Annotated in this window: 24 protein-coding genes; 13 read left to right on the plus strand and 11 right to left on the minus strand. The window is 71.7% G+C overall.

Annotated elements, in window-relative coordinates; all coding sequences use genetic code 11:
• Positions 1–84: 84 nt before the first annotated feature.
• On the minus strand, positions 85–1,593 hold the full coding sequence (locus tag BJ982_RS28745) for an FAD-dependent monooxygenase (protein ID WP_184885176.1): 1,509 nt from the start codon (positions 1,591–1,593) through the stop codon (positions 85–87).
• A gap of 99 nt (positions 1,594–1,692) precedes the next feature.
• On the opposite strand from BJ982_RS28745, the gene BJ982_RS28750 reads away from it, so the two are divergent.
• From BJ982_RS28750 to BJ982_RS38655, 4 genes are all read left to right on the plus strand, one after another.
• Positions 1,693–1,896 carry a helix-turn-helix domain-containing protein gene (locus BJ982_RS28750; RefSeq protein ID WP_184885178.1) on the plus strand — a complete coding sequence of 68 codons (204 nt, stop codon included), beginning with the start codon at positions 1,693–1,695 and terminating at the stop codon, positions 1,894–1,896.
• A 7-nt stretch (positions 1,897–1,903) separates the two neighbouring features.
• Positions 1,904–2,383: a Clp protease N-terminal domain-containing protein gene (locus BJ982_RS28755; protein WP_184885180.1), complete on the plus strand. Its 480-nt coding sequence runs from the start codon at positions 1,904–1,906 to the stop codon at positions 2,381–2,383.
• Positions 2,384–2,558: 175 nt separating this feature from the next.
• Positions 2,559–3,671: a nitronate monooxygenase gene (locus BJ982_RS28760; RefSeq protein ID WP_184885182.1), complete on the plus strand. Its 1,113-nt coding sequence runs from the start codon at positions 2,559–2,561 to the stop codon at positions 3,669–3,671.
• Between the two features lie 529 nt (positions 3,672–4,200).
• Positions 4,201–4,467: a hypothetical protein gene (locus BJ982_RS38655; RefSeq protein ID WP_221482386.1), complete on the plus strand. Its 267-nt coding sequence runs from the start codon at positions 4,201–4,203 to the stop codon at positions 4,465–4,467.
• A gap of 265 nt (positions 4,468–4,732) precedes the next feature.
• Here the strand turns inward: BJ982_RS38655 and BJ982_RS28770 are convergent, their stop codons facing one another.
• The 4 genes from BJ982_RS28770 to BJ982_RS28785 all read right to left on the minus strand — a co-directional run bounded on the left by BJ982_RS28770 (position 4,733) and on the right by BJ982_RS28785 (position 6,707).
• On the minus strand, positions 4,733–4,903 hold the full coding sequence (locus BJ982_RS28770; RefSeq protein WP_184885186.1) for a recombinase family protein: 171 nt from the start codon (positions 4,901–4,903) through the stop codon (positions 4,733–4,735).
• Positions 4,904–4,965: 62 nt separating this feature from the next.
• Complete coding sequence (locus tag BJ982_RS28775) at positions 4,966–5,154, minus strand: hypothetical protein (protein WP_184885188.1); 189 nt, start codon at positions 5,152–5,154, stop codon at positions 4,966–4,968.
• Between the two features lie 462 nt (positions 5,155–5,616).
• A complete protein-coding gene (locus BJ982_RS28780) occupies positions 5,617–5,835 on the minus strand; it encodes a DUF397 domain-containing protein (RefSeq protein ID WP_184885190.1) in 219 nt (72 codons plus the stop codon).
• Entirely contained in the window at positions 5,832–6,707 is an 876-nt protein-coding gene (locus BJ982_RS28785; RefSeq protein ID WP_239123003.1) for a helix-turn-helix domain-containing protein, read from the minus strand. Before BJ982_RS28785 ends, BJ982_RS28780 begins: the two co-directional genes overlap by 4 nt.
• 222 nt (positions 6,708–6,929) lie before the next feature.
• Here BJ982_RS28785 and BJ982_RS28790 point away from each other — a divergent pair, with 222 nt between their 5' ends.
• A complete protein-coding gene (locus tag BJ982_RS28790; protein ID WP_376697701.1) occupies positions 6,930–7,382 on the plus strand; it encodes an ATP-binding protein in 453 nt (150 codons plus the stop codon).
• Positions 7,383–7,417: 35 nt separating this feature from the next.
• Here the strand turns inward: BJ982_RS28790 and BJ982_RS28795 are convergent, their stop codons facing one another.
• The gene (locus BJ982_RS28795) at positions 7,418–8,221 is read right to left on the minus strand and encodes a helix-turn-helix transcriptional regulator (RefSeq protein ID WP_184885193.1); all 804 of its coding nucleotides are present in this window, start codon (positions 8,219–8,221) and stop codon (positions 7,418–7,420) included.
• A 105-nt stretch (positions 8,222–8,326) separates the two neighbouring features.
• Between BJ982_RS28795 and BJ982_RS28800 the strand changes: the two genes are divergently transcribed.
• On the plus strand, positions 8,327–9,154 hold the full coding sequence (locus BJ982_RS28800; protein WP_203959081.1) for an SDR family NAD(P)-dependent oxidoreductase: 828 nt from the start codon (positions 8,327–8,329) through the stop codon (positions 9,152–9,154).
• A gap of 140 nt (positions 9,155–9,294) precedes the next feature.
• Here BJ982_RS28800 and BJ982_RS28805 read toward each other — a convergent pair whose 3' ends face one another.
• Positions 9,295–9,570, minus strand: a complete 276-nt coding sequence (locus BJ982_RS28805) for an isoamylase early set domain-containing protein (RefSeq protein ID WP_184885195.1) — start codon at positions 9,568–9,570, stop codon at positions 9,295–9,297.
• A gap of 305 nt (positions 9,571–9,875) precedes the next feature.
• Between BJ982_RS28805 and BJ982_RS28810 the strand changes: the two genes are divergently transcribed.
• The 5 genes from BJ982_RS28810 to BJ982_RS28830 all read left to right on the plus strand — a co-directional run bounded on the left by BJ982_RS28810 (position 9,876) and on the right by BJ982_RS28830 (position 14,465).
• Positions 9,876–10,190: a hypothetical protein gene (locus BJ982_RS28810; RefSeq protein ID WP_184885196.1), complete on the plus strand. Its 315-nt coding sequence runs from the start codon at positions 9,876–9,878 to the stop codon at positions 10,188–10,190.
• 315 nt (positions 10,191–10,505) lie between these two features.
• Positions 10,506–11,678 carry an ATP-binding cassette domain-containing protein gene (locus tag BJ982_RS39810; RefSeq protein WP_239123002.1) on the plus strand — a complete coding sequence of 391 codons (1,173 nt, stop codon included), beginning with the start codon at positions 10,506–10,508 and terminating at the stop codon, positions 11,676–11,678.
• A gap of 332 nt (positions 11,679–12,010) precedes the next feature.
• Positions 12,011–12,769, plus strand: coding sequence for an ABC transporter permease (locus tag BJ982_RS28820; protein WP_184885198.1), 759 nt, complete (start codon positions 12,011–12,013; stop codon positions 12,767–12,769).
• Positions 12,770–12,838: 69 nt separating this feature from the next.
• Entirely contained in the window at positions 12,839–13,699 is an 861-nt protein-coding gene (locus BJ982_RS28825) for a class I SAM-dependent methyltransferase (protein ID WP_184885200.1), read from the plus strand.
• Positions 13,700–13,808: 109 nt separating this feature from the next.
• Complete coding sequence (locus BJ982_RS28830) at positions 13,809–14,465, plus strand: TetR/AcrR family transcriptional regulator (RefSeq protein ID WP_184885202.1); 657 nt, start codon at positions 13,809–13,811, stop codon at positions 14,463–14,465.
• Between the two features lie 14 nt (positions 14,466–14,479).
• Here the strand turns inward: BJ982_RS28830 and BJ982_RS28835 are convergent, their stop codons facing one another.
• Together BJ982_RS28835 and BJ982_RS28840 are read right to left on the minus strand one after the other, a co-directional pair.
• A complete protein-coding gene (locus BJ982_RS28835; protein ID WP_184885203.1) occupies positions 14,480–15,472 on the minus strand; it encodes a glucosyl-3-phosphoglycerate synthase in 993 nt (330 codons plus the stop codon).
• Between the two features lie 143 nt (positions 15,473–15,615).
• On the minus strand, positions 15,616–17,142 hold the full coding sequence (locus tag BJ982_RS28840) for a sensor histidine kinase (RefSeq protein ID WP_184885205.1): 1,527 nt from the start codon (positions 17,140–17,142) through the stop codon (positions 15,616–15,618).
• Positions 17,143–17,312: 170 nt separating this feature from the next.
• On the opposite strand from BJ982_RS28840, the gene BJ982_RS28845 reads away from it, so the two are divergent.
• The gene (locus BJ982_RS28845) at positions 17,313–17,972 is read left to right on the plus strand and encodes a response regulator (RefSeq protein WP_184885207.1); all 660 of its coding nucleotides are present in this window, start codon (positions 17,313–17,315) and stop codon (positions 17,970–17,972) included.
• A 28-nt stretch (positions 17,973–18,000) separates the two neighbouring features.
• Here the strand turns inward: BJ982_RS28845 and BJ982_RS28850 are convergent, their stop codons facing one another.
• Entirely contained in the window at positions 18,001–18,384 is a 384-nt protein-coding gene (locus BJ982_RS28850) for a response regulator (RefSeq protein WP_184885209.1), read from the minus strand.
• A gap of 261 nt (positions 18,385–18,645) precedes the next feature.
• On the opposite strand from BJ982_RS28850, the gene BJ982_RS28855 reads away from it, so the two are divergent.
• Positions 18,646–19,410 (plus strand): sensor histidine kinase, encoded by a 765-nt coding sequence (locus tag BJ982_RS28855; RefSeq protein ID WP_184885211.1) that lies wholly within the window; start codon positions 18,646–18,648, stop codon positions 19,408–19,410.
• Here BJ982_RS28855 and BJ982_RS28860 read toward each other — a convergent pair.
• Complete coding sequence (locus BJ982_RS28860) at positions 19,395–20,870, minus strand: XRE family transcriptional regulator (protein ID WP_239123000.1); 1,476 nt, start codon at positions 20,868–20,870, stop codon at positions 19,395–19,397. The genes BJ982_RS28855 and BJ982_RS28860 overlap by 16 nt on opposite strands.
• Positions 20,871–21,194: the final 324 nt, after the last annotated feature.

A 21,194-nucleotide genomic window follows, 5' to 3' on the forward strand; every position in this document is an offset into this window, starting at 1 on the left:
CCAGGTCCACATTCGGGGCCATGTCACATCAGGGGGCCCCACATCCGGGGCGAGAGGGCACGTTCCCGCTCCCGGACCGGCGTCTCAGGGGCCGAACCAGTGCGACAACGCGGCCCGCAGTCCCGCCCGCGCGGTCTCGTCCACCGGGCCGGAATGCGCGAAGGCCACGTAGCCGTCGGGGCGGACCAGCAGCGCCCGCGCGGGCGGCGCCGACGCGCGTGCGGCGACGACGGTTACGCGGTCCTCCCAAGGGCCGGCGGCATCACGCAGCCCCGCTTCCCCGGTCAGGTCCACCAGGACGGCCCGGGCCGGCCGCATGAGCGCGGCGACGCCGGCCGTACCCTCCCCCACCGTGGTCAGCGCGAGATCGGGGACGAACCGGCCGAGCAGCGGGTGGTCCGGCACGGAGCCCGGCATGTCGTAGCGGACATCCGAGCCCTCCAGCACGCCCGCGAGATGCCGTAGCGGCGCCTCGTAGGCGAACAGCTCGGCGAGCAGCTCGCGCAGCGCGGCGCCGTTCTCGCCCTCGGCATGCTCCAGGGCCGCCTGCGCGCGGGTCTGCAGAAGGTTGTGCTCCCCCACGGGGTGGCGCTCGGAGTGGTAGCTGTCCAGCAGGCCCTCCGGCGCACCGCCGCGCAGGACGGCGGCCAGTTTCCAGCCGAGGTTGACGGCGTCGGTCATGCCGACGTTGAGCGCCGCCCCGCCCGCGGGGAACAGGTGCGCCGCGTCGCCGGCCAGGAACACGCGCCCCGCCCGGTACCGCTCGGCCAGCCGCGCCTGGCTCACCGTCTCCGACAGCCAGATCGGCTCGCCGAGCGGCGGCGGGTCGCCGCCGAGCACCCTGCGGAGGCTCGCCCGGAACTCCTCCAGCGTCAGCGCGCCGCGCGCCCGGGGCGGCCCGGCGGCCTCGCGGACGCCGACGATGTCGACGCCCGGCTGGAGCGAGGTGACGATCACCCGGCCGCGTGGCGTGCGGTTCCAGCCCGGCCGCAGCGGGCCGGCGCCGGGCGTGTCGAAGAAGCCGGTGGTGACGTTCCCTTGGAAGTGCCCGATCCGCAGCACCTCGGTGTCGGTCGTGCCCGGGAAGGCGACCCCGGCCAGCTCGCGGACGGTGCTGTGCCCGCCGTCGCAGCCGACGACGTACCGGGCGGCCATGGTGTGACGGGTGCCGTCCGGGTCGAGCGTCTCCAGCGTGACCCCGGCGTCGTCCTGGCGCAGCGCGACGACTTCGTGGCCGCGCCGGATCTCGGCGCCCAGCTCGCCGGCCCGCGCGTCGAGCAGGCGCTCCAGGCGGGGCTGCGGGAGCAGCAGGACGTTCATCGCCGTGTCGGTGAGCGTCGCGAGCCGCAGCGGAACCGAGCCGAACGGGAAACCGGGAACAGGGCCGGCGTAGCCGCTCTCGGCGGCGAACCGCTCCAGCAGGCCGCGATGGTCGAGCACGCGGACGATCTGACCGCCGAGCCCGTTGGCCTTCGGCGCGTCGCCGATCTCGGCACGGCGCTCCAACACGAGCGCGCGCACCCCGGCCAGACGCAGCTCGCACGCGAGCATGAGCCCGACGGGACCGGCGCCCACGATGATGACTTCCGCCATGAAATGGCCTCCTCACGCAGGTGAACATGCATGCAGGTGTCGGCCGACGGCTGTCAGGCTAGATTGACAAACGGATCGCTGTCAACCTAGACTGACGACATGGAGACGGAGGAGCTCGTGCGACGCGTCAGGTCCGGCGACCCCGCGCTGGGGCTGCGGGCGGTCGGCGCGCTGCACCGGCTGGCCGAACAGATCGAGGCCGTGTCGGTCGCGCTCGCCCGCGAGCAAGGGTGGACGTGGGAGCAGATCGGCGACGCCCTCGGCATGTCCCGCCAGTCCGTGCACGCCCGGTACGGAAAGTGAGACGCGAATGGCAGAGAAGGCGAGAAGCCCGTTCCCCGCGGTCGTCAAGGCGGCCCTGGCGGAGGCGCGGCGGCGCGGCGACCGGCGGCTCGGCACCGAGCACCTGTTCCTCGGGCTGCTCCACGACCCGGCGTCGGCGACCGCGCGTGCCGTCGGCGTGAGCCTCGCCGACGCCCGCGCGGCCATGGACGCGCTCGACCGCGCCGCCCTGCTGGCGATCGGCATCGACGTCGGCGCCTTCCCCGACGACGTCCCCGTGCCACGCCGGCACCCGCCGGTCACGATGAGCGCGGTCACCTCCAGTGCCCGGGCGACTCTCGACCAAGCCGTCAGGTCGACCACCCGGCGTACCCGCGCCACGGCCCCCGCCCACCTCCTGCGCGCCCTACTCGACCGCCGCCCCCCGGACCCCGTGGCCGCCCTGATCAGCTACCTCCACATCGACCCCGCGACCGTCCACACCCACATCGCCCCACCCACCACCTGACCCGCCAGCCGACCCCACCGAACCCGGCATCGACCCGCGCACCACCTGACTCAATAGCCGACCCCATCAAGCACCCCGGGATCGCCCCCGCGACCGCCCATCCCCGGCATGAACCCGCCCGCCGCCTGACCATCGGGGCGGCGGTGTGTTTCAACGGCCGCGCTAGTGTGGCCGGGTGGAGTTGAGCGCGTTGCCGCATCCGATCGTTCAGGCACCGCTGGCCGGGGGGCCTTCCACGCCCGAGCTGGCGGTCGCGGTGTCCGGTGCGGGCGGGCTCGGCTTTCTCGCGGCCGGGTACCGGGCGCCCGGCGACCTCGACGCCGAGATCGCCTTCGTGCGGGAGCGCACCGACGCGCCGTTCGGCGTCAACCTCTTCGTGCCCTCCCCGGGCGAGCCGGACCGTGCCGCGGTCGAGGCGTACGCGGCCCGGTTGCGCCCCGAGGCGGACAGGTCAGGCGTCACGCTCGGCGTGCCCGCCTACGACGACGACGGGTGGGAGGACAAGCTCGCGATCGTCGTCGCGCGGCGCGTGCCCGTGGTGTCGTTCACCTTCGGGCTGCCCTCGCGGGAGGTCATCGCGCGGGTCCGCGCCGCCGGTACCTCCGTGCTGGTCACGGTGACCACGCCGGAGGAGGCCGTCGCCGCGGCCGAGGCCGGGGCGGACGGACTGGTCGCGCAGGGCATCGAGGCGGGCGGCCACCGGGGCGGGTTCCGCGACGACGCCGGAGACCTCGGCCTGCTCGCGCTGCTCCGGCTCGTCCTGCGCGCCACGCCTCTGCCCGTGGTCGCCTCGGGCGGCATCGCGGACGGCGAGGGCGTCGCCGCGGTCCTGGCGGCGGGCGCGGTGGCCGCCCAGCTCGGCACCGCCTTCCTCCGCACCCCGGAGGCCGGAACGAACCCCGCCCACCGCGCGGCCCTCACCGCCCACGACCGCCCCACCCCGGAGACCGGGACGCCCGCCGCTCACCGCGAGGCGCTCACCGCCTACGACCGCACGGAGATCACCCGCGCGTTCACCGGACGCCGTGCCCGCGGCCTGGTCAACCGCTTCCTCCGCGAACACTCCGCCGCCGCCCCGCCCGCATACCCGCACATCCACCACCTGACCGCTCCCCTGCGCGCGGCGGCCAGAAAGTCCGGCGACCCCGACATGCTCAACCTCTGGGCCGGCCAGACCTACCCCCTCACCGAAGAGCTCCCCGCCGCCGACCTCGTCCACCGCCTCTCCACCGACGCACGAGCGGCCCTCGCCCGCGCCGCCCGCCGCTACCCGACCGGAAATCCGTAGCCGCCCGACCGAAAACGATCATGGTTGGCGTGCGGACGCCGTTGCCGCTTGGATGATCACGTTCGATTGTCCGTCGCGGAAGGAGCCGTTCGTGAACATGAGGATCGATAGGCGCGTGACCACCCTCGCGTCGTCAGGCGCGCTGGCAGTGGCCCTGCTGTCAGTAGGCGGAGTGGCCACCGCCTCGTCGGTCTCACCGGAAGTCCATGCTTGTGTGGGCAAGGTGACCCGTCTCGTCCGCATCGTCGACTCGGCAGCCTTATGTCTCGCCACCGAGGCCCACGTCGCATGGGCCGCCGAAGGCCCCGCAGGACCTGCCGGACCTGCGGGCGAGCCCGGTCCCCAAGGAGAGCAGGGCCCCAAGGGGGACGCCGGACCCACCGGACCCAAGGGAGACACGGGTCCCGCCGGATCTCAAGGCGACACCGGTCCCGCCGGGCCCGCAGGGGACACCGGCCCTGCCGGCCCGAAGGGCGAGACAGGAGAGACCGGCCCGCAGGGACCGCAGGGCCCTCAAGGACCGCAGGGTGTGCCGGGCCCCAAGGGCGACGCGGGCGGCATCCGGGGCGTCCAGGTCAAGACCGCGCCCTTCAGCGGTTCCAGTGGCGGCGTGATGTGCGACCCCGGCCGTATCGCCACAGGCGGCGGCTACAAGGTCAACAACGGCAACGGAACGGTCTACCAGAGCCTCCCCGTCTTCGGGACGGACAACCTGCCGGACGGCTGGGAGATCGCGGTCGCGACCGGCGGCAGCGCCTCGGGAACCATCTACGTCATCTGCGCCCCATGGGGCTGACCCCAACGAACTCCAAGACGAGACACCGAGACCAGGACCCCGCATGACCGCAACCGACCTCACGTCGGCACGCTGGGCCTGACCAGCCGGAAGGCCCTCACCAACTAGCCGGCGAGGGCCTTCCCGATGTCAGGAGCGACGTAGCCGACCGTCGCCTCGGACGCAGACCGGCTGTGCACACGCTCGACAAGGTCACCACTTCATCGACCATAGAGGTGGACTCCGCTCAGTCCACAAGGTCGCCTACCCTCCCAGTGCGCACTGGTCACTCCATGTGAGACACCCGCCGGGCGTGCTGGGTGTGCAGGAGCCGGTCGACGTGGGACTTCCCCCACGGCGCCCGGCCCATGGGCGTCGGCACACCCTCCGCGTTCAGCACCTCACTGATCGCCTTGAGGCTGAGCCCCTGGCCGTGCAGCTCACGAACGCGAACCACGACCGCAGGCGGGCAGACAGGCGGCCGGCCGGGCTCCTTGCGAGGCGGCCGGGCAGCGGAGCTCACCGCTCCTGCCTGCGGAACAACCGCAGCAGGTCACGGAAGATTCGGTACCGAACCTTCGCCTGCCGCTCATCCGTAGCGCGTAAGGCCGCCACCATGGCGATCCCTACGTACAGCGTGAACGCGGCGACGATCGCCGCGGCGAACACGGCAACCCATGCGGCCGCCGGTCCCATCTCCGCCAGCATTCGGCGAAGCAAACCCACCATTCATGTCTCCCCGGTCGGGGCGGGGAGCGTTGTCCTAGCCAGGTGCCAGGGCGCTCCTCCACCATCGCCCGAGACGGAGGTCGAACAGCGACACCGGAGCAACGACGCTGATCTCGGATCCGTCTGGGAGCCGAGATGAGGGCGAGAGGCTCGTCATCGCCTGAACAGCCGCTCCTGCGAATGTGAACAAGCAGCACGACAGCAACATCAGCAGAGTCGCAGCAGCGGAAGGCAAACCCATCGGCACCATTTCGCGCATGTCGTCCTCCTGGACCACCGAACCAGACCAAGGCTGTTGTCCCTGGGTCTCCGACGGTAACTCTTCAGGGAAGCCGTACCGGTAATTCGCGGATCCGATACACGTACCATCTCCCATTACCAGCAGGTGGGTCGCTCCCCGGGTCCTTCGCCGACACTGAAGACGCTTGAGCCCGAGAACTGCTAGAAGTCGAACTCCGCGGCCCGGACGCCGGCCAAGAAGGCATCCCACTCGGCCCGCGTGTAGATGATCACAGCCCCGTGCGGATCCTTACTGTGCCGCACGGCGACCCGCCCCGACCCGTCCAGAAGAGGTCCCGCCTCGACACAATTCGGCCCGACATCAGGACTAAAGCTACTGACCTGCCACGCCACCACCGGATGATCCCGAGAGTCACTCACGTTCTGGCCTCCGTTTTGGACGAGCGCAACCTTCTAATGGCTGCGTCAATCATTCCAACGGACTCCATGGAACCATGACACTCACGCATAAGTCGATCGAACCTCAACATAAGTGGGCGAACCTGGTCGCCTTCGACGTAGAGTCCGCCTGCCGCGGTCTCCACATACGCAATCTCGGGATATGGGTCAGGTAGTTCGAAGATTCTGAAGGGACCCTCGTGACTGGCGTGGCCCCCTGACGCGAAGGGGAGCACACGAATGTCGATATGGGAGTACTCGGAAAGGGCGAGGAGGTGATCCAGTTGCTCGGCATGGATATGCGCATCGCCGATGACCCGATGAAGGATGCTCTCGTCGAGCACGGCGACGATGGACGGCGGCTCATGCTCCGCTAGCACCTTCTGACGCTCTAGCCGAAACTCCACACCCCTATCGACTTGGGAAGAGCAACCGTTTCCCGCACAACTCATGATCACTTCCATATAGCCACGCGTCTGCAGGATTCCCGGAATGACGAGAGCGTCGAACGAACTGATCCCGCTGGCACGCGACTCCACCCAGGCGTAGTCGACCACGATCCTGGAGAGATCTTCGGAGTACGCATCCCACCAGCCGCTTTGCCAGACCTCACCGGCTAGCCGCATAAGGCCCCTTCTGCGTAGCGGCGCAACGACGCCGTACAAGTCCAACAGGGCGCTGACGTCCGGCGTACGCGCGGGATAGATCCCTGCCTCGAACCGACTGATGGTGCCACTGTCACGCTGAATGAAGGCTCCCGCCTCTTTCAGGGTCAGCCCCGCAGCCTCACGAAGTTCTCGCAACTGCCGCCCCAGCCATTGAGCTCGGAGCGTCATCGCGAACTTGGCACTCATACAGCCCCTTTTCTCCCACTCTTGCAGTATTTGCTCAGCAACCCGCACGGCCTCGGAGGTTTTCACTCATGTGCCACACAAAATTGTGGGGCACATGCGATGCTCTGCGTGAGCGATCGTACACGCTATGCATCCAAGCGGGACGAGCGGCGGAGAACCGTCCCCGTCCCTCGGCGCGGGAGGTTCGGGGTCGTGGAGTTCAGGCGGACGGTGTTGTTCGGGATGGATCCTCGGTGGAGGGTGGCTCAGGGGGCGGAGGCCGGTGCGGCGGTGGTGTCGCCGGTGTGTTCTCGGCGGTTCGGGAATGCGGCGTGTCAGGTCAGGTCGGCGCGGGCGTTCGTGGCGGGGCTGCTGGGCGAGGAGCATCCGTATCGGGACGACGCCGTGCTGCTCACCAGCGAACTCGCGGGCAACGCGGTCCGGCACGCCGCCGGCCATGACTTCCTTGTCTCAGTGGCCTTCGCGGCCGGCCGGGTGCTGGTGGCCGTGGAGGACGGCGGCTCGGCGAAGATCCCGACGCTGAGGCGGCCGGACGTGGAGGCGACCGAGGGGCGCGGGCTGATGCTGGTGAACGACATCGCCGGAAAGTGGGGCTTCCAGCGCGACACGGGCGGGACGGTGGTGTGGTTCGAGCTCGGCGAGCCGACGGGTTCGTCACCCGCCGAACCGGTCTAGGGCTGTTGCGGAGCAGGGCACCGAGCAGCGGATCGCTACTGGGGTCGCTGCCGGTGCCAGCGGGCGGCCAGTTCGGTGCGGGTGGTGGAGGCGGTTTCGGCGAGGACGCGGGTCAGGTGCTTTTTGACGGTGTCCACGCCGATGAACAGGCGGGCGGCGATCTGCTGGTTGGTCAGGCCCTGCGCGGCGAGGGCGGCCACGTCCCACTCGCGGGGGGTCAGCCGCCAGTCGGCGCGGGCGGCGAGGCGCTCGCGGTGCCGGGTGAGCCGGTCGATCGCCAGGGGGGCGAGGTGGCGCCGTAACACCCGCAGCACGGCCAGGTCGCGTGCTGGGACGCGCGGGGTGTCCCTGATCGCGATGCCCACGTAGATCACGCCGGCGGGGCCGCCGTCCACGACCATGCCCGCCTTGTCGGTGATGCCGTGCGGCCTCAGGAACCGTTCGGCGTAGTCCCCGGACGGGTCCAGCTCCTCCAAGGTGACCACGCCGTCGGCCAGAAGTCTTTGGTAGGCCCGTTCGGTGCGGAACGGGTCCAGGTCCCGCCAGCGGGCGGCGTACTCGGCGATGAACGCGGGCGCGTAGCCGCCCTGGATGCCGCAGCCCTCCTCGATCGCCGCCGCCAGGGTGTCCCCGTGCAGGACGGCGACCCCCGCGTACCCGAACCAGCTCCGCAGGGCCAGCAGCAGCCGCTCGCGGAACTCCGGCAGGTCGGCCGCGGTGTCCACGGACTCCAGGACGCCGACCAGGCGGCGGTAGTCCGCGGCCGTCATCGGCTCGCCGTCGGGCAGCGGACGGGGCCCGCGAGGGGACCCGGTGATCGCGTCGGGCACGCTTCCCATCTTCCACCTTCGGGCCATACCGGCGCTGAAGATCGTTGGGCATCGTGGGGGCGGCCTCCGGGCATCCGCGCCCGGGGCGCGTACATCGTCGAAGGGATTTTCCTGGTGAGCAACGATCCGGCGCCGCGCCGCTGGCTGATCACGGGTGCGAACAGCGGGTTCGGGGACTCGTTCGCGCGCGCCGCGCTCGCGGCGGGGGACGTGGTCGTCGCGGCGGTGCGCCGCCCGGAGACCGTGGCCGCGCTGGCGGCGGCGCATCCGGGCCGGGTGACCGTCGTCGAGCTGGACGTCCGCGACGCCGCCGCCTGCGCGCGTGCGGTCGAGGCCGCGGGACGGGTGGACGTGCTGGTCAACAACGCCGGGTACGGCATCGTCGGCGCTGTCGAGGAGACGAGCGAGGAGGAGTTCCGCGACGCGCTGGAGGTGATGTTCCACGGGCCGCTGCGGCTGACCCGGCTGGTGCTGCCGCAGATGCGCGCGCGGCGCGGCGGCACGATCGTCCAGGTCACGAGCATGGGCGGGCTGCTGGCCTTCGCGGGCACCGGCGCGTACTGCGCGGCCAAGGGCGCGCTCGAACAGGCCAGCGAGGCGCTGGCCGTGGAGGTGCGCCCGCTCGGGATCGGGATCCTCATCGTCGAGCCCGGCGCCTTCCGCACGAGCTTCGCCGGGCCGGCCCTGCGGCGCAGCGCCCCGCTCGACGACTACGCCGCCACCGCGGGCGCGACCGCCGCCACGCTGTCCGCCTCGGACGGCACGCAGCCCGGCGACCCGGACAAGGCCGCCGCCGCCGTACTCGCCGCCCTCGACCTGCCGGAGCCGCCGCTGCGGCTGGCGCTCGGCGATGACGCGATCGCGGCCATCCGTGCCAAGCTCGCCGCCGTGGCCGAGGACCTGGACGCGACCGCGCACCTCGGCCAGTACACCTCCGTCTGACAGGCCACACTGTCCGGCAGCCCGGCGGGGCCCCAGGCGCATGCCGAGGCCCCGCCGCGAAGCGGCCCCAGCCGTGCGGTCAGAGCCGTGCGCGGCCTGCGCCGCGAGGGGCGCACTGCCGGATTGTCGCAGGTGGGGGGTCAGAGGCGGATCAGGCTGCCTTGCTGGTCGATGCGGTCCGCGTTGTCGTCGTCGAACCAGAGGCCGCCGGTGGCCAGGTAGCGGAAGCGGTGTACGCCCTCGGGGAGGATGACCGAGACCGTGCGGGTGCCGTTGGGGCGGCGGCGTAGCTCGTGCCGGCCCGGTATCCAGTCGTTGAAGTCGCCCACGACGCTGACCACGCCGTTCGGCTGGTCCATGGGCAGCAGGAAGGTGACGCGGGTCTTACGGCCGAAGAGCCGGTTGCGCTTGAGCATGAGGAGCCTCCGGGGATCGTGGCAGCCATAGCCTGGCGTGCGCCCCCTTTGCCGTGTATGCGGACACGCCATCCGTTACACGGAGTTCACCATCGTTTCTGGGCCGTCCCATGGCGGAACCCCGAACACCGCACGACCAGGCTTTCGCCGGAACCTGCCCCCAAGTGGGGGTGAATCAGCGGACAATGACAGGAACCGGTCACCGGCCGGTGACTTTCTGCCGCCATCCTCCCTGGCGGCCGGGCCCGCGCCCGCGCACAGTGGAAGTGCGGGGACCGTCCGGGGACCGAGCAGAGGATCCAGCCATGTTGGTCGTGTTGACCATGCGGCGCGCCAGGCCGTCGTGCGCCTCGCCCGTCGAGGGCATCCGGATCCTGGCGCTGCTGCCCCGGCAGTGGCGCAAGGACCTGACCCAGGCCGTCGGATACATCGCCCTCCGCATCCAGACCGACGAGGAGGTCACCGCGGCGCAGATCCGCGCCCAGGTGGCCGCGATCCTCGCCAACCCCGAGATCGGGCACTGGGAACTGCTCACCTGCGAGACCCTCGCCCACCACGACGGCGAGCACCGGTCGGCCGCCGCGACCCGCCACGCCCACCAGCACGCCGCCTGGAACTGACCCCGATCCGGCACGCGAAAGACCCCGCGCCTTCCCCCACGCCCGCGCCGGCGGTCCGGCGGAACTTTTCTCCCGCGTCTCGTCCGCGGGCGGAGAAAGCGCAGGCGGGCGGGGGTGTGGCCGCCGGAAATCGACCTCCGCGCGTTCACCGGCCCCGTAGAGGTTCTGGCTGGTCAGGGGCGTATATGAACGCGGCGTTCACGTTTGCCAGATCGCCGGGGACTGGCGGAAGATGAGCCGATCCCGCCGAGCCCCCGAAGGGGTTTTCTTCGGCGTGCCCATACACCGTCCGCCCGTACTCCCCAGGAGGCGACGATGATCCATGCCCGAGCCCTGACCCGGCGGTTCAAGGTCAAGGGAGGCGCCGAGGTCGAGGCCGTGCGCGGGCTCGACCTCGACGTCGAGCCCGGCACGCTGGTGGCCTTCCTCGGCCCCAACGGCGCCGGGAAGTCCACCAGCCTGCGCATGCTGACCTCGCTGCTGCGGCCCACGTCGGGGACAGCCGTCGTGGCCGGTCACGACGTCGTGTCCGACCCGGCGGGGGTGCGCGGGCGCATCGGGTACGTCGGGCAGAAGAGCGGCGCCGGCGACAACTTCCGGGTGCGCGACGAACTGGTCACCCAGGGCCGCTGCTACGGCGTCACCTGGGCGGAGGCCCGGCGCAGGGCCGACGAGATCATGGACGCGCTGGAGCTCACGCCGCTGGCCGAGCGCGGGCCAGGGACGCTCTCGGGCGGGCAGCGGCGGCGCCTCGACATCGCCCTCGGCCTGGTGCACCGGCCGGACCTGCTGTTCCTGGACGAGCCGACGACCGGCCTCGACCCGCAGAGCCGCGCCGACGTCTGGCGGCACATCCTGCGGCTGCGTGAACGGCACGGCACGACCCTGTTCCTGACCACCCACTACCTGGAGGAGGCCGACACGATGGCCGAACGGGTGGTCATCATCGACCACGGACGGATCATCGCCGACGGCACCGCCGCCGAGCTCAAAACCGCCCTCGCCGGCGACCACATCACCGTGACCCTGCACACCGAGGAGATCCTCCCCGACGCAGAGAACCATAGGAGCACCACAACCCCGAACCACAGCGAGAACCCCCGGGTCCGGCACGCGGACCCCGACGAGAACGCCCATGCCCGGCAGGCGGAGCACACGGAGAACGCACAGGTCCGGCAGACGGAGCACACGGAAAAGACGCAGGTCCGGCGCGTGGCACAGTCCGGAAGGTCCGGATACGCGGCGGGCGTCGGCAAGGCGGCCGAGATCGCCGCGCGCCTGGGCACGCCGGAGGACGTGACCGTCGAGGGCGCGACCGTCCGGGTACGCGTCCCCCGGGCGGACCTCGCCATGCCGAGGCTGCTGCGCGCGCTGGAGGCCGCGGGCCTGGAGGTCGCCACCGCCGAGACCACCCGCCCGACCTTGGACGACGTCTTCCTGGCCTTGACCGGCCGCAGCCTCCGCGAATCCCACCAAGACGACGCCTGAGCCGTACAAAAGGGATTCAACTGCCCCGGACACCCGCCCGCACCGCCGAAGCTCCCAACCCACCGCCGCACCCCGAACTCTCGCGGCTCGCCCTGCCTCGCCGCGCTCGGGGCCCACGTGAGTCCACGTCACCGTGGCGGGCCGAGTCGCCGTACTCTTGCACGTTTGCGGCTTCCCCCTGGTAACACCGCAGCTCTCCGCCTCCCCTCCCCCGCTCGTACGCCGGCGCCCGTCGGGCAGGCCCCTCCAATGCTCTGCGACCCGCTCGTCCCGCATGCCCACGTGCCCGCGAGGGCTGCGCTTCCCCTGCCCCTTGTACGAAAGGACCCCGGATGACCAGGCAGTTTCTTCGTGATGTCGCGACCGTGTTCGTGCGGGAGGTGGCGCCGGTGTCGCGTGCGCCGGTGTTGTTGTTCCTCGCGATGGTGCAGCCGCTGCTGTTGTTGTTCCTCTTCGGCCCGATGCTGGCGGGCGCGCAGGGCTTCGGCGGCGGCGCGCCGTGGCAGTGGTTCGTGCCGGGCATCCTGATCATGATGTGCCTGACCGGGCCGATGATGGCGGGCTACTCGATGCTGATCGAGCTGATGGGCGGCTCGCTGGAGCGCATGCTGGTCACGCCGCTCAACCGCACGGCGATGCTGGTCGGCCGGGTCCTCAAGGAGTTCGTGATCCTCCTGGTGCAGGCCGTGCTGATCATCGGCCTGGCGCTGCCGCTGGGGTTCCGGCCCTCGCCGGCCGGGGTGCTCGCCGGGCTGGCCCTGCTGATCGTGTTCGGCACCGGGCTGGGCGCGCTGTCGTTCGTGCTGGCGATCGCCTCGCGCCCGGACGGCAACCTCTTCTGGGGCGTGACGCAGATGCTGCTGTTCCCGCTCATGCTGCTGTCGGGGGTGCTGCTGCCGACCGATTACGGCCCCGCCTGGCTTCGGACGGCCGCAGCCTTCAATCCCGTCTCCTACATCGTCGAGGCCGAACGCGCGCTGTTCGCCGGGCGGGCCGTGGACCTCGCCGTGCTGTACGGGGCGCTCTCGGCGTGCGCGGTCGGCGCGGTCGGGCTGGCCCTCGGCACGCGGGCGGTCCGGCGGGGCATCTGACCGCGGTGCTATCGTGGTGAACGTACGTTCATGAACGTACGTTCACCGTGAGCACGAGGGGATGGACGCGTGAGCATCGTCAACGTCGAGCAGGCCGAGGCGTGGAACGGCTACGAGGGCGGCCACTGGGCCGGCAACCACGCCCGCTACGACGCCGTGAACAGCGGCTTCAACGCCCCGCTCCTGGAGGCCGCCGCGATCGGCCCCGCTGACCGGGTGCTGGACGTCGGCTGCGGCACCGGCCAGGTCACCCGCCTGGCGGCGCGCACGGCCCGGCACGGGCACGCGACGGGCGTCGACCTCTCCGGGCCGATGCTGCGGCGCGCCCGCGCCCTCGCCGCCGAGGAGGGCGTGGCGAACGCGACCTTCGAGCAGGGCGACGCGCAGGTCCATCCCTTCCCCGATGGTGCCTACGACGTCGCGGTCAGCAGGTTCGCGATCATGTTCTTCTCCGACCCGGTCGCGGCGTTCGCCAACATCCGCCGCGCCCTCCGCCCCGGCGGACGGGTGGCGTTCCTGAGCATGCGCGGTGTCGCCGAGGGCGACCTCGGCCGGGTCTTCGCCGCGATCGCGCCGCACGTGCCCGCCCTCGCCGCTCCCCGGGAGCAGGGCGCCGCGGGCCCGGAGTCGCTGGCCGACCCCGGCCGCGTCCGGCAGGTGCTGACCGCCGCGGGCTTCACCGAGGTGACCGTGACCCCGGTGGACGCGCCGCAGGTGTGGGGCGCGGACGCCGAGGACGCCGCCGCGTTCCTCGGCGCCTGGGGCCCGATCCGCCACCTGCTCTCGCGCACGTCTCCGGGGACGGACGCCCTGGTCCACGAGGCCCTGGTGGAGGCCATGCGCCCGTTCGCCGAAGAGGGGGCGGTCCGGTTGCGCGGCGCCGCCTGGCTGATCAGGGCCGCCCGTCCCGGCGGCCTGGCGCGGGGGTGAGACGCCCCAGCTCATCCGCGTTTACGAAGGCCGGCTCGGGGCGCGCGCGAAGGCCGCGCCGTCCCCCGGGGCCGGGGGTACCGTTCATGGTCAAATACGATGGGCCGTGATGTCTCCGAGGAAAGCGGCCGCGCTCAGGGAGGGCGGTGGCGAGGTGAGCCTGCGTGACCACCTGATCGCCACCGCCGTACGGCTCATCGCCACGCATGGCACGGCCGGGCTCACCGTGCGGGCCATCGCCCGGGAGGCGCGGGTGGCCGACGGCGTGCTCTACAACCACTTCGCCGACAAGGAGGAGTTGCTCGCCCTCGCCCTGCACGCGCACGTGCGCGCCGCGGAGGCCGGGCTGGGCGAACCGCTCTGGCGGGCGGGCGAGGGCACGGTCGAGGGGAATCTGCGGGCCTATATCCGGTACGGGCTGGCCCTGCACATCGCGATCCTGCCCGCCTTCGCGGGCCTGGGGAACCAGCCGAAGGTGCTCGCGCGGTTCCAGGAGCTGCCCAATCCGCTGGCGGGCGGGCTCGGGCTGCGCGCGGGCCTGGCGGCCTACCTGGGCGAGGAGCAGCGGCTCGGCCGGGTCGCAGCGGGGGCGAGCCCCGACGCCGCCGCCACCATGATCGTCGGCGCCTGCCACGAGCTGATCCTGCCGCGCCTGCTGTTCGGCGGCACCGCGCTCACCGCCGACCAGGTGCCCGCCGGCTTCGCCGACGACCTCGTCACGGTCGCGCTCACCGGCATCGGTCCCCGCACGACCGGCGACGACTGACGGGGCATCCCCATTCAGAGGGTCGGCTGGGTTTCGGGGTTCGGGGTGGACCGGTGGTGGCCGGGATAGTCCGGGACGTCGCGCATGGGGGGGCGCTCGCCTATCGAGATGTCCCTGGCCACCGGGAGGTGGCCCACCTCACCGCGGGCGAACTGCGTCAGCTCGGCGGCGGGGGTGTGCAGCGGGACCATCTTGCACTGGCGGTCCAGCCGGGCCCAGGCGGTGTGCATGATCTGCCCGGCCATGACGCCGAGGTCCTCGGTGGACTGGTGGGAGTGGACGCGCCGGCCGAGGTCCACCTGCGCGAGCGCGCCGAGCCCTTCGGCTTCCAGCAGGTCGATCAGCAGGCCGAGCTCGACGCCGTATCCGGTGGCGAACGGCAGGCGTTCGAGCACGGCGCGGCGCCCGGCGTACTCGCCGGCCAGCGGCTGGACGAAGCCGGCCAGCAGCGGCCAGTGCATGTTCAGCAGCGGCCGGGCCACCAGCTCGGTGACGCGGCCGCCCGCCTCCTGGGCGTCGCGCAGGGGACGGTCGTAGGAGCCTTTGACGAAGACCACCGAGGGGTCGGCGAGCAGCGGCCCGAGGAGCCCGGTGACGTAGGAGGTGCGGAACTCGCGCAGGTCGGCGTCGACGAAGACGAGCAGGTCGCCCGAGGTGACCGCGAGGGACTTCCACAGCACGTCGCCCTTGCCGTCCAGGCGGCCGAGGGCGGGCAGGATCTCGTCCTGGGCGAAGACCTTGGCGCCCGCGCGCAGGGCGACCTCGGCGGTGCCGTCGGTGGAGCGGGAGTCGACGACGACGAGCTCGTCGACGAGCGGGACCTCCTCGCGCAGGTCGCGGCGGATGGCCGCGACGATGTCGCCGACCGTCTCGGCCTCGTTCCTCGCCGGGAGCACGACGCTGATCGTCGCCGCGTGGGCCCGCTTGGCGGCGAGCAGCGCGCCCACCGGCCAGTCCGCCGAGGCGGTCGTACGCTCGCGCAGCCACACCTCGACCTCAGGCAGCACGACCCCTCCGTCGCCTCGTCCACCGCTCGACACTCTATGCGCCGCCGGAAGCGTACGACGCCCGGCGGGTGGCTTTTGTACCGGCACCGCGCTAACCGGCATTTCGCGATATTTCTGGTTACGTCCCGGGGCGGCCGCGGGCGTCACGATCCGCCGGTGACGGGAATGCGGGCGGACAGCGTCGTCCCGGCCCCGGCCGGGCTGTGGAGGTCCAGCGTGCCGCCGAGCGCCTCGACGCGGTCCTTGAGCCCGATCAGCCCCGACCCCTCGCCCGGGTCGCTCCCGCCGACGCCGTCGTCGCGGATCGACAGCTCGGCCGCGCCGTCCGCCACCCGCAGCCGGACCTCGGCGACCGACGCGCGCGCGTGCTTGGCCACGTTGGTCAGCGCCTCGGACACGACGTAGTAGATCGCGACCTCGACCCGCTCCTGCAGGGGCGGCACGCCGCCGACGTCCAGCTCGACGGGGACGGCCGAGCGGCGCGCGAGAGTCCTGAGCGCGGGCTCGACGCCGCCCATGGACAGGATCGCCGGGTGCAGGCCCCGGGAGATCTCCCGCAGGTCGTCCACGACGTCGTTGATGCGCGTGACGGCGTGGTCCAGCCGCCGCCGCAGGTCACCGTGGCCGGGCGGGACGGCCAGCGCCGCGGTGCGCAGTTCCAGGGCGAGCGAGACCAGGTGCTGCTGGGTGCCGTCGTGCAGGTCGCGTTCGATGCGTCGGCGGGTGGCGTCGGTGGCGGCGACCACGCGGGCGCGCGAGGCTGCCAGCTCGGCGAGGCTCTCGGCGTTGGCGACGGCGGTGGCGACCAGCTCGGTGAACTCCAGCATGTGCTCCTCGGCGTCGCCGGGGTAGGGGTGGTCGGCGGACGACCAGGCGATCACCGTGCCCCACAGGGCGCCGCGGACCACGACGGGGCATCCGATCGCGCCGGCGGCGCCACGGGCCCGGGCCCAGTCGACGAACCCGCCCCGCAGCTCGCCGATCATGGCCCGCGCGGGCCGTCCGGTGCGCCGCACGATGTCGGCCGCGCCGTTCTCGACGATCTCCCAGCGCGATCCGACGCGCGGCGCCGCCGCGTCGCCGTCGCGGCTCCACGAACCGACGACGCCCACCCGGGCGCCGGGTTCGTACCGGGTGATGGCGATGTGGTCGGCGTGGACCACACGCCCGATCTCGCAGGCGACCGCCTGGAAGATCTCCTGGGCGGAGATGCCCTGCGCGACCAGCGTCGCGACCCGGCGCAGGGCGCTCTGCTCCTCGGCGATGCGGCGGGCCCGCCGGGCGGCCAGGTCGGCCTCGGCCTGGCGTGCGCGCGCCTCGGCGGCCGAGGTGCGGGCCAGGCCGGTGATCGAGCTGGCCAGGATGCCGACGATGAGGAACATCGGCAGTTCGAGCAGGTCGGTCGGGTCGCCGGACCTGGAGAGGTAGAAGAACTGGAAGGCGGCGGTGCTGAGCAGCGCGGTGACCAGCGCGAGCGCCAGGCCCCACACGGTGGAGACCAGCAGGACACCGAGCAGGTACACCATGCCGAGCGCGGTGACGGGGACGAAGCCCTTGATCAGATAGACCAGGCCCGACTCGACCGCCACGCAGACCGCGCTGACTCCCAGGCCGAGGATGAACGAGGGGCGCGGTGCGCGCAACAGGGACGCCAGAACGCCCTCGGGCACGTCGCAAGTCTACGCGAGGCCGTCGGGCACGCCGCCGTGCGGCCTTTTCCATGCCTCTTGGTAGCCGATTCTTGCCCATTACCGGGGGTTCACCGGCTTTCCGCCCGTCATACGCTTGGCGAAGGTACGCATTCCAACCCGTCGACCGGGTCACTCTACGGCGTGAGTAAATGGGCGGACAGGTGAAGCGGATAGCTCTCGCGGAGGACGACGTCCTGCTCCGCGAGGGCATGGCCACCCTGCTGGAGAGCGCGGGATACGACGTCGTCTGCCGCGCGGGCGACGCGGCCGAGCTGCTGGACTTCCTGCGCGGCGCCGAGCCTGAGATGATCGTCGTGGACATCCGCATGCCGCCCACCTGCACCACCGAGGGCCTGGACGCCGCCCGCGCGATCCGCGAGGACCACCCGAAGGCCGGCATCCTGGTGTTGTCGGCGCACGTCGAGGTCGACCAGGCCATGGAGCTGCTGGCCACGGGCCGGCGGATCGGCTACCTGCTCAAGCAGCGGGTGGCGAGCGTGGACGGGTTCATCGAGGCCATCGAGCGCGTCCGCGGCGGCGACTCGGTGGTGGACCCGGTGCTGGTGAGCGAGCTGTTCGCGGCCCGGCGCCGCGAGGACCCGCTGGCGCTGCTCAGCCCGCGCGAGCGCGAGGTGCTCGCCCTGATGGCCGAGGGCCGTTCGAACGCCGGGATCGCCCACCGGCTGTGGATCAGCGAGGGGACCGTCGAGAAGCACGTCCGCAGCATCATGGCCCGGCTGCGGCTGCCCGACACCGGGGACGACCACCGGCGCGTGCTGGCCGTGATCGCCTTCCTGGAGAGTCGCTGAGCGACGCGCTCTCACCCGGGACCGTTCCTTACGCGTGCCGGTGCCGCGCGTGCCCGCCGAGGATGGCGCGGATCACGTTGCCCGAGAGGCGGGACTTGGACAGGAACGCGACGGCCGGGCACGTGGCGATCATGTCGGAGAAGTCGTGCTCGGCGTAGGTCGAGATCAGGATCACGATGGGACGCCCGCCGGGCCGGGCGTCGACGAGGCGCCGGGCGAGCTCGAACCCGGGCTCACCGCCCAGGTTGATGTCGACGAGCGTCACGTCGGGACGCAGCTCGTCGAACCGCCGAAGTGCCTCGTCGATCGTCGACGCCACGCCCACCACGGTGATCTGTTCGTGTTCGAGGAGTTCGCGAGCCGCGGCGAGGAACCCCGGGTTGTCGTCGACGATCAAGCACCGGACTGCCACCCTTCAAGGATTCCAGCAGCCTCCCGGCCGGGCATTGCGGCCAGCCCCCATCTCACGGGTCCCGCTGGCATGGAAGCCCGAGTGGGTGCTGCCCGCGATGACAGCCGCATACCGGACAAGGCACCCTAGAGATAACCAAGGGCGTCTATATCAACACAAAACTGCGTATACCGTAGATGTATACCGTAGACGGGAGAAGGCATACAGCCTGCCACGGAGACGCCAGGACCGCAGCAGCTTCAGGGGGATCACGGTACGGCCATGACGGAGCACCACGGATGTGAGCACGCCGGCGGCGTCGCCGACCGGCCGCGCGAGGATGCCGTGGACCTGCCGGCGTACCGGCGGGAGCCGCTGCTGCACCAGCAGCGGCGGTTCATCGCCGACGCCTCGCACGAGCTGTGCACCCCCGTGGCGGGCCTGCGGGCCCAGCTCGAAGAGGCGCAGATGCACCCCGAGCAGACCGACCTGCCGACCCTGCTCGCCAGCGCCCTGCGGGACGTGGACCGGCTGCAGGCCATCGTCACCGACCTGCTCCTGCTCGCCCGCCTGAAGGGCCAGGTCTCCGAGCGGGAGACGGTGGACCTCGCCGAGCTGGCCGGCTGGCAGCTCTCCGCCCGCGCCGACGGCGACGCCGCGCGGCTGCGCGCCGAGCCCGGGGTGCTCGTCTCCTGCGTCCCGCACCAGGTCGCCCGGCTGATCAACGTCCTGCTCGACAACGCCCACCGGCACACCAGCGGCACGGTGTGGGTCGAGGTGCGCCGCAACGGCCGGTGGGCCGAGCTGACCGTGAGCGACGACGGCGCCGGGATCACCGACGCCGACCGCGAGCGGGTCTTCGAGCCCTTCGCCCGGCTCGACACCGCCCGCAGCCGCGACCGGGGCGGCACGGGCCTCGGCCTGGCCATCGCCCGCGACATCGCCCACGCCCACCAGGGCACCCTCGACGTCGAGGACGCCCCCGCGGGCGGCGCCCGCTTCGTCCTGCGGCTCCCTCTCTGGGAGGACGCTCAGCCGCCCGCGTGACGTTCGAGGAAGGCGTAGACGTCGGCCTCGTCCACGCCGGGGAACGAGCCGGGGGGCAGGGCGGCCAGCACGTGCGAGTTCGCGCGGGCCGACGGCCAGGCGTACCCCTCCCAGCGCTGGGTCAGCTCGGCGGGCGGGCGGCGGCAGCACTCCCCTGACGGGCAGTTCGAGCGGGTCCTGGTCGTGGTCTCCCGCCCGCGGAACCAGCGCGACTCGCGGTACGGCACGCCGAGCGTGATCGCGAAGTCCCGCTCCCCCTCGCGCGAGGGGTCGACGTGGGCGACGCAGAAGTAGGTGCCGGTGGGCGAGTCGGAGTACTGGTAGAAGATCGAGAACCGGTCGGGGGTGGCGAACACCTGGCGGCCCGCCCAGCGCAGGCACATCCGCTGCCCCTCGATCGCGCCCTGGGCGTCGGCGGGGAACACGATGCCGTCGTTCTCGTAGGCCTTGTAGATGATCCCCTGGGCGTCGTTGCGCACGAAGTGGCAGGTCAGCTCCAGGTGGTGGGTGGCCAGGTTGGTGAAGCGGTGGGCGGCCATCTCGTAGGAGACCGCGAACACGTCGCGCAGGTCCTCCACCGACAGGGCGCGGTCCTGCTTGGCCTCGCGCAGGAACGTCACGGCGGCCGCCTCGGGGACCAGCACGGCGGCGGCGAAGTAGTTGGCCTCGGTGCGCTGGCGCAGGAAGTCGGCGAAGTCGCGCGGCTTGTGGTGGCCGAGCGCCAGGTGGCCGATGGTCTGGAGCAGGATCGTGCGCGGGGAGTGCATGCCGAGCTGCTCGTGCTTGACGTAGATGCGCCGGTTGCGCAGGTCGGTGATCGACCGGACCGTCCTCGGCAGGTCCTGGACGGTCTGCACGGTGTAGCCGAAGTGGGTGACCAGGGCCTGGACGGTGCCGGCCGACAGCGCGCCGGCGCGGTACCCGACGGCGGCCAGGGCCTCGGCGGCGGCCTTCTCGATCTCGGGGAAGTAGTTGTCCTGCTCGCGCTGCTTGCGGCGCAGCTCGGCGTTGGCGGCCCTGGCCTCCTCGGGCGTGGCGGTGCCCTTGGCCTCCCGGGCGCGCAGCTCCTCGTACAGCCCGAGGATGTGCTCCAGCACGTCGTTCGGGACCCGCGCGGACACCTTCAGCCGGGGCAGGCCGATCGAGGCGTAGATGGGGTCGCGCTGGGCCTCCTCCAGGGCGATCTCCAGCTGGGCCCTGCGATTCGGGGCCTGGCGCCGCAGCAGCTCCTCGACGGGCACGGCCAGGGCCACGGCCAGCGCCTTCAGCAGGGAGAGCTTGGGCTCGCGCTTGCCGTTCTCCAGCAGTGAGAGCTGGCTCGGGGCGCGGCCGACCCGCTCGCCGAGCTCCGACAAGGTGAGCCCGCGCTGCTTGCGCAGGTGCCTCAAACGCTGGCCGAACGCGAGGAGGTCGAGCTCCTGCGTCAAAGACAGCGGTTCTTCTCCCACCAAAGAGGCCATAGCACGATCCTAGGCGTAATTTCCACAGATCTTCCACCTGCCGCGCGGGGGCGGGCCCGGGAGGCCGTCCCGGGAGTGCTCCGCACTCGGTCATGTAGATCTTGACACTCCGACGAAGAGCCCAAACCAACCGAAACCACCCTGCATATCGGGACAAACAGGGATATAACCGGCATGCCGGTCGAGATGTGGATCCTGAGATTGGTCTAGTCCATAGCGAAAAGTTTGCGTTTCTTGCCATGGGAATACCGTCCAGTATTCGCGTATGGCGAAAGTTCTGGCCATTTTCTCTCGATCACTATTGAGCCGGATCGCCCAACCGTC

Source organism: Sphaerisporangium siamense, assembly GCF_014205275.1.
In the GTDB taxonomy this organism is placed as follows: Bacteria; Actinomycetota; Actinomycetes; order Streptosporangiales; family Streptosporangiaceae; genus Sphaerisporangium; species Sphaerisporangium siamense.

Coding starts and splice junctions, on each gene's coding strand:
- BJ982_RS28855 (WP_184885211.1), top strand. CDS start 18,646: ATGACGGAGCACCACGGATGTGAGCACGCCGGCGGCGTCGCCGACCGG.
- BJ982_RS28790 (WP_376697701.1), top strand. CDS start 6,930: ATGGATCCTCGGTGGAGGGTGGCTCAGGGGGCGGAGGCCGGTGCGGCG.
- BJ982_RS28785 (WP_239123003.1), bottom strand. CDS start 6,707: ATGAGTGCCAAGTTCGCGATGACGCTCCGAGCTCAATGGCTGGGGCGG.
- BJ982_RS28810 (WP_184885196.1), top strand. CDS start 9,876: ATGTTGGTCGTGTTGACCATGCGGCGCGCCAGGCCGTCGTGCGCCTCG.
- BJ982_RS28745 (WP_184885176.1), bottom strand. CDS start 1,593: ATGGCGGAAGTCATCATCGTGGGCGCCGGTCCCGTCGGGCTCATGCTC.
- BJ982_RS39810 (WP_239123002.1), top strand. CDS start 10,506: ATGATCCATGCCCGAGCCCTGACCCGGCGGTTCAAGGTCAAGGGAGGC.
- BJ982_RS28755 (WP_184885180.1), top strand. CDS start 1,904: ATGGCAGAGAAGGCGAGAAGCCCGTTCCCCGCGGTCGTCAAGGCGGCC.
- BJ982_RS28805 (WP_184885195.1), bottom strand. CDS start 9,570: ATGCTCAAGCGCAACCGGCTCTTCGGCCGTAAGACCCGCGTCACCTTC.
- BJ982_RS28845 (WP_184885207.1), top strand. CDS start 17,313: ATGGGCGGACAGGTGAAGCGGATAGCTCTCGCGGAGGACGACGTCCTG.
- BJ982_RS28820 (WP_184885198.1), top strand. CDS start 12,011: ATGACCAGGCAGTTTCTTCGTGATGTCGCGACCGTGTTCGTGCGGGAG.
- BJ982_RS28795 (WP_184885193.1), bottom strand. CDS start 8,221: ATGGGAAGCGTGCCCGACGCGATCACCGGGTCCCCTCGCGGGCCCCGT.
- BJ982_RS28830 (WP_184885202.1), top strand. CDS start 13,809: ATGTCTCCGAGGAAAGCGGCCGCGCTCAGGGAGGGCGGTGGCGAGGTG.
- BJ982_RS28775 (WP_184885188.1), bottom strand. CDS start 5,154: ATGCTGGCGGAGATGGGACCGGCGGCCGCATGGGTTGCCGTGTTCGCC.
- BJ982_RS28860 (WP_239123000.1), bottom strand. CDS start 20,870: ATGGCCTCTTTGGTGGGAGAAGAACCGCTGTCTTTGACGCAGGAGCTC.
- BJ982_RS28750 (WP_184885178.1), top strand. CDS start 1,693: ATGGAGACGGAGGAGCTCGTGCGACGCGTCAGGTCCGGCGACCCCGCG.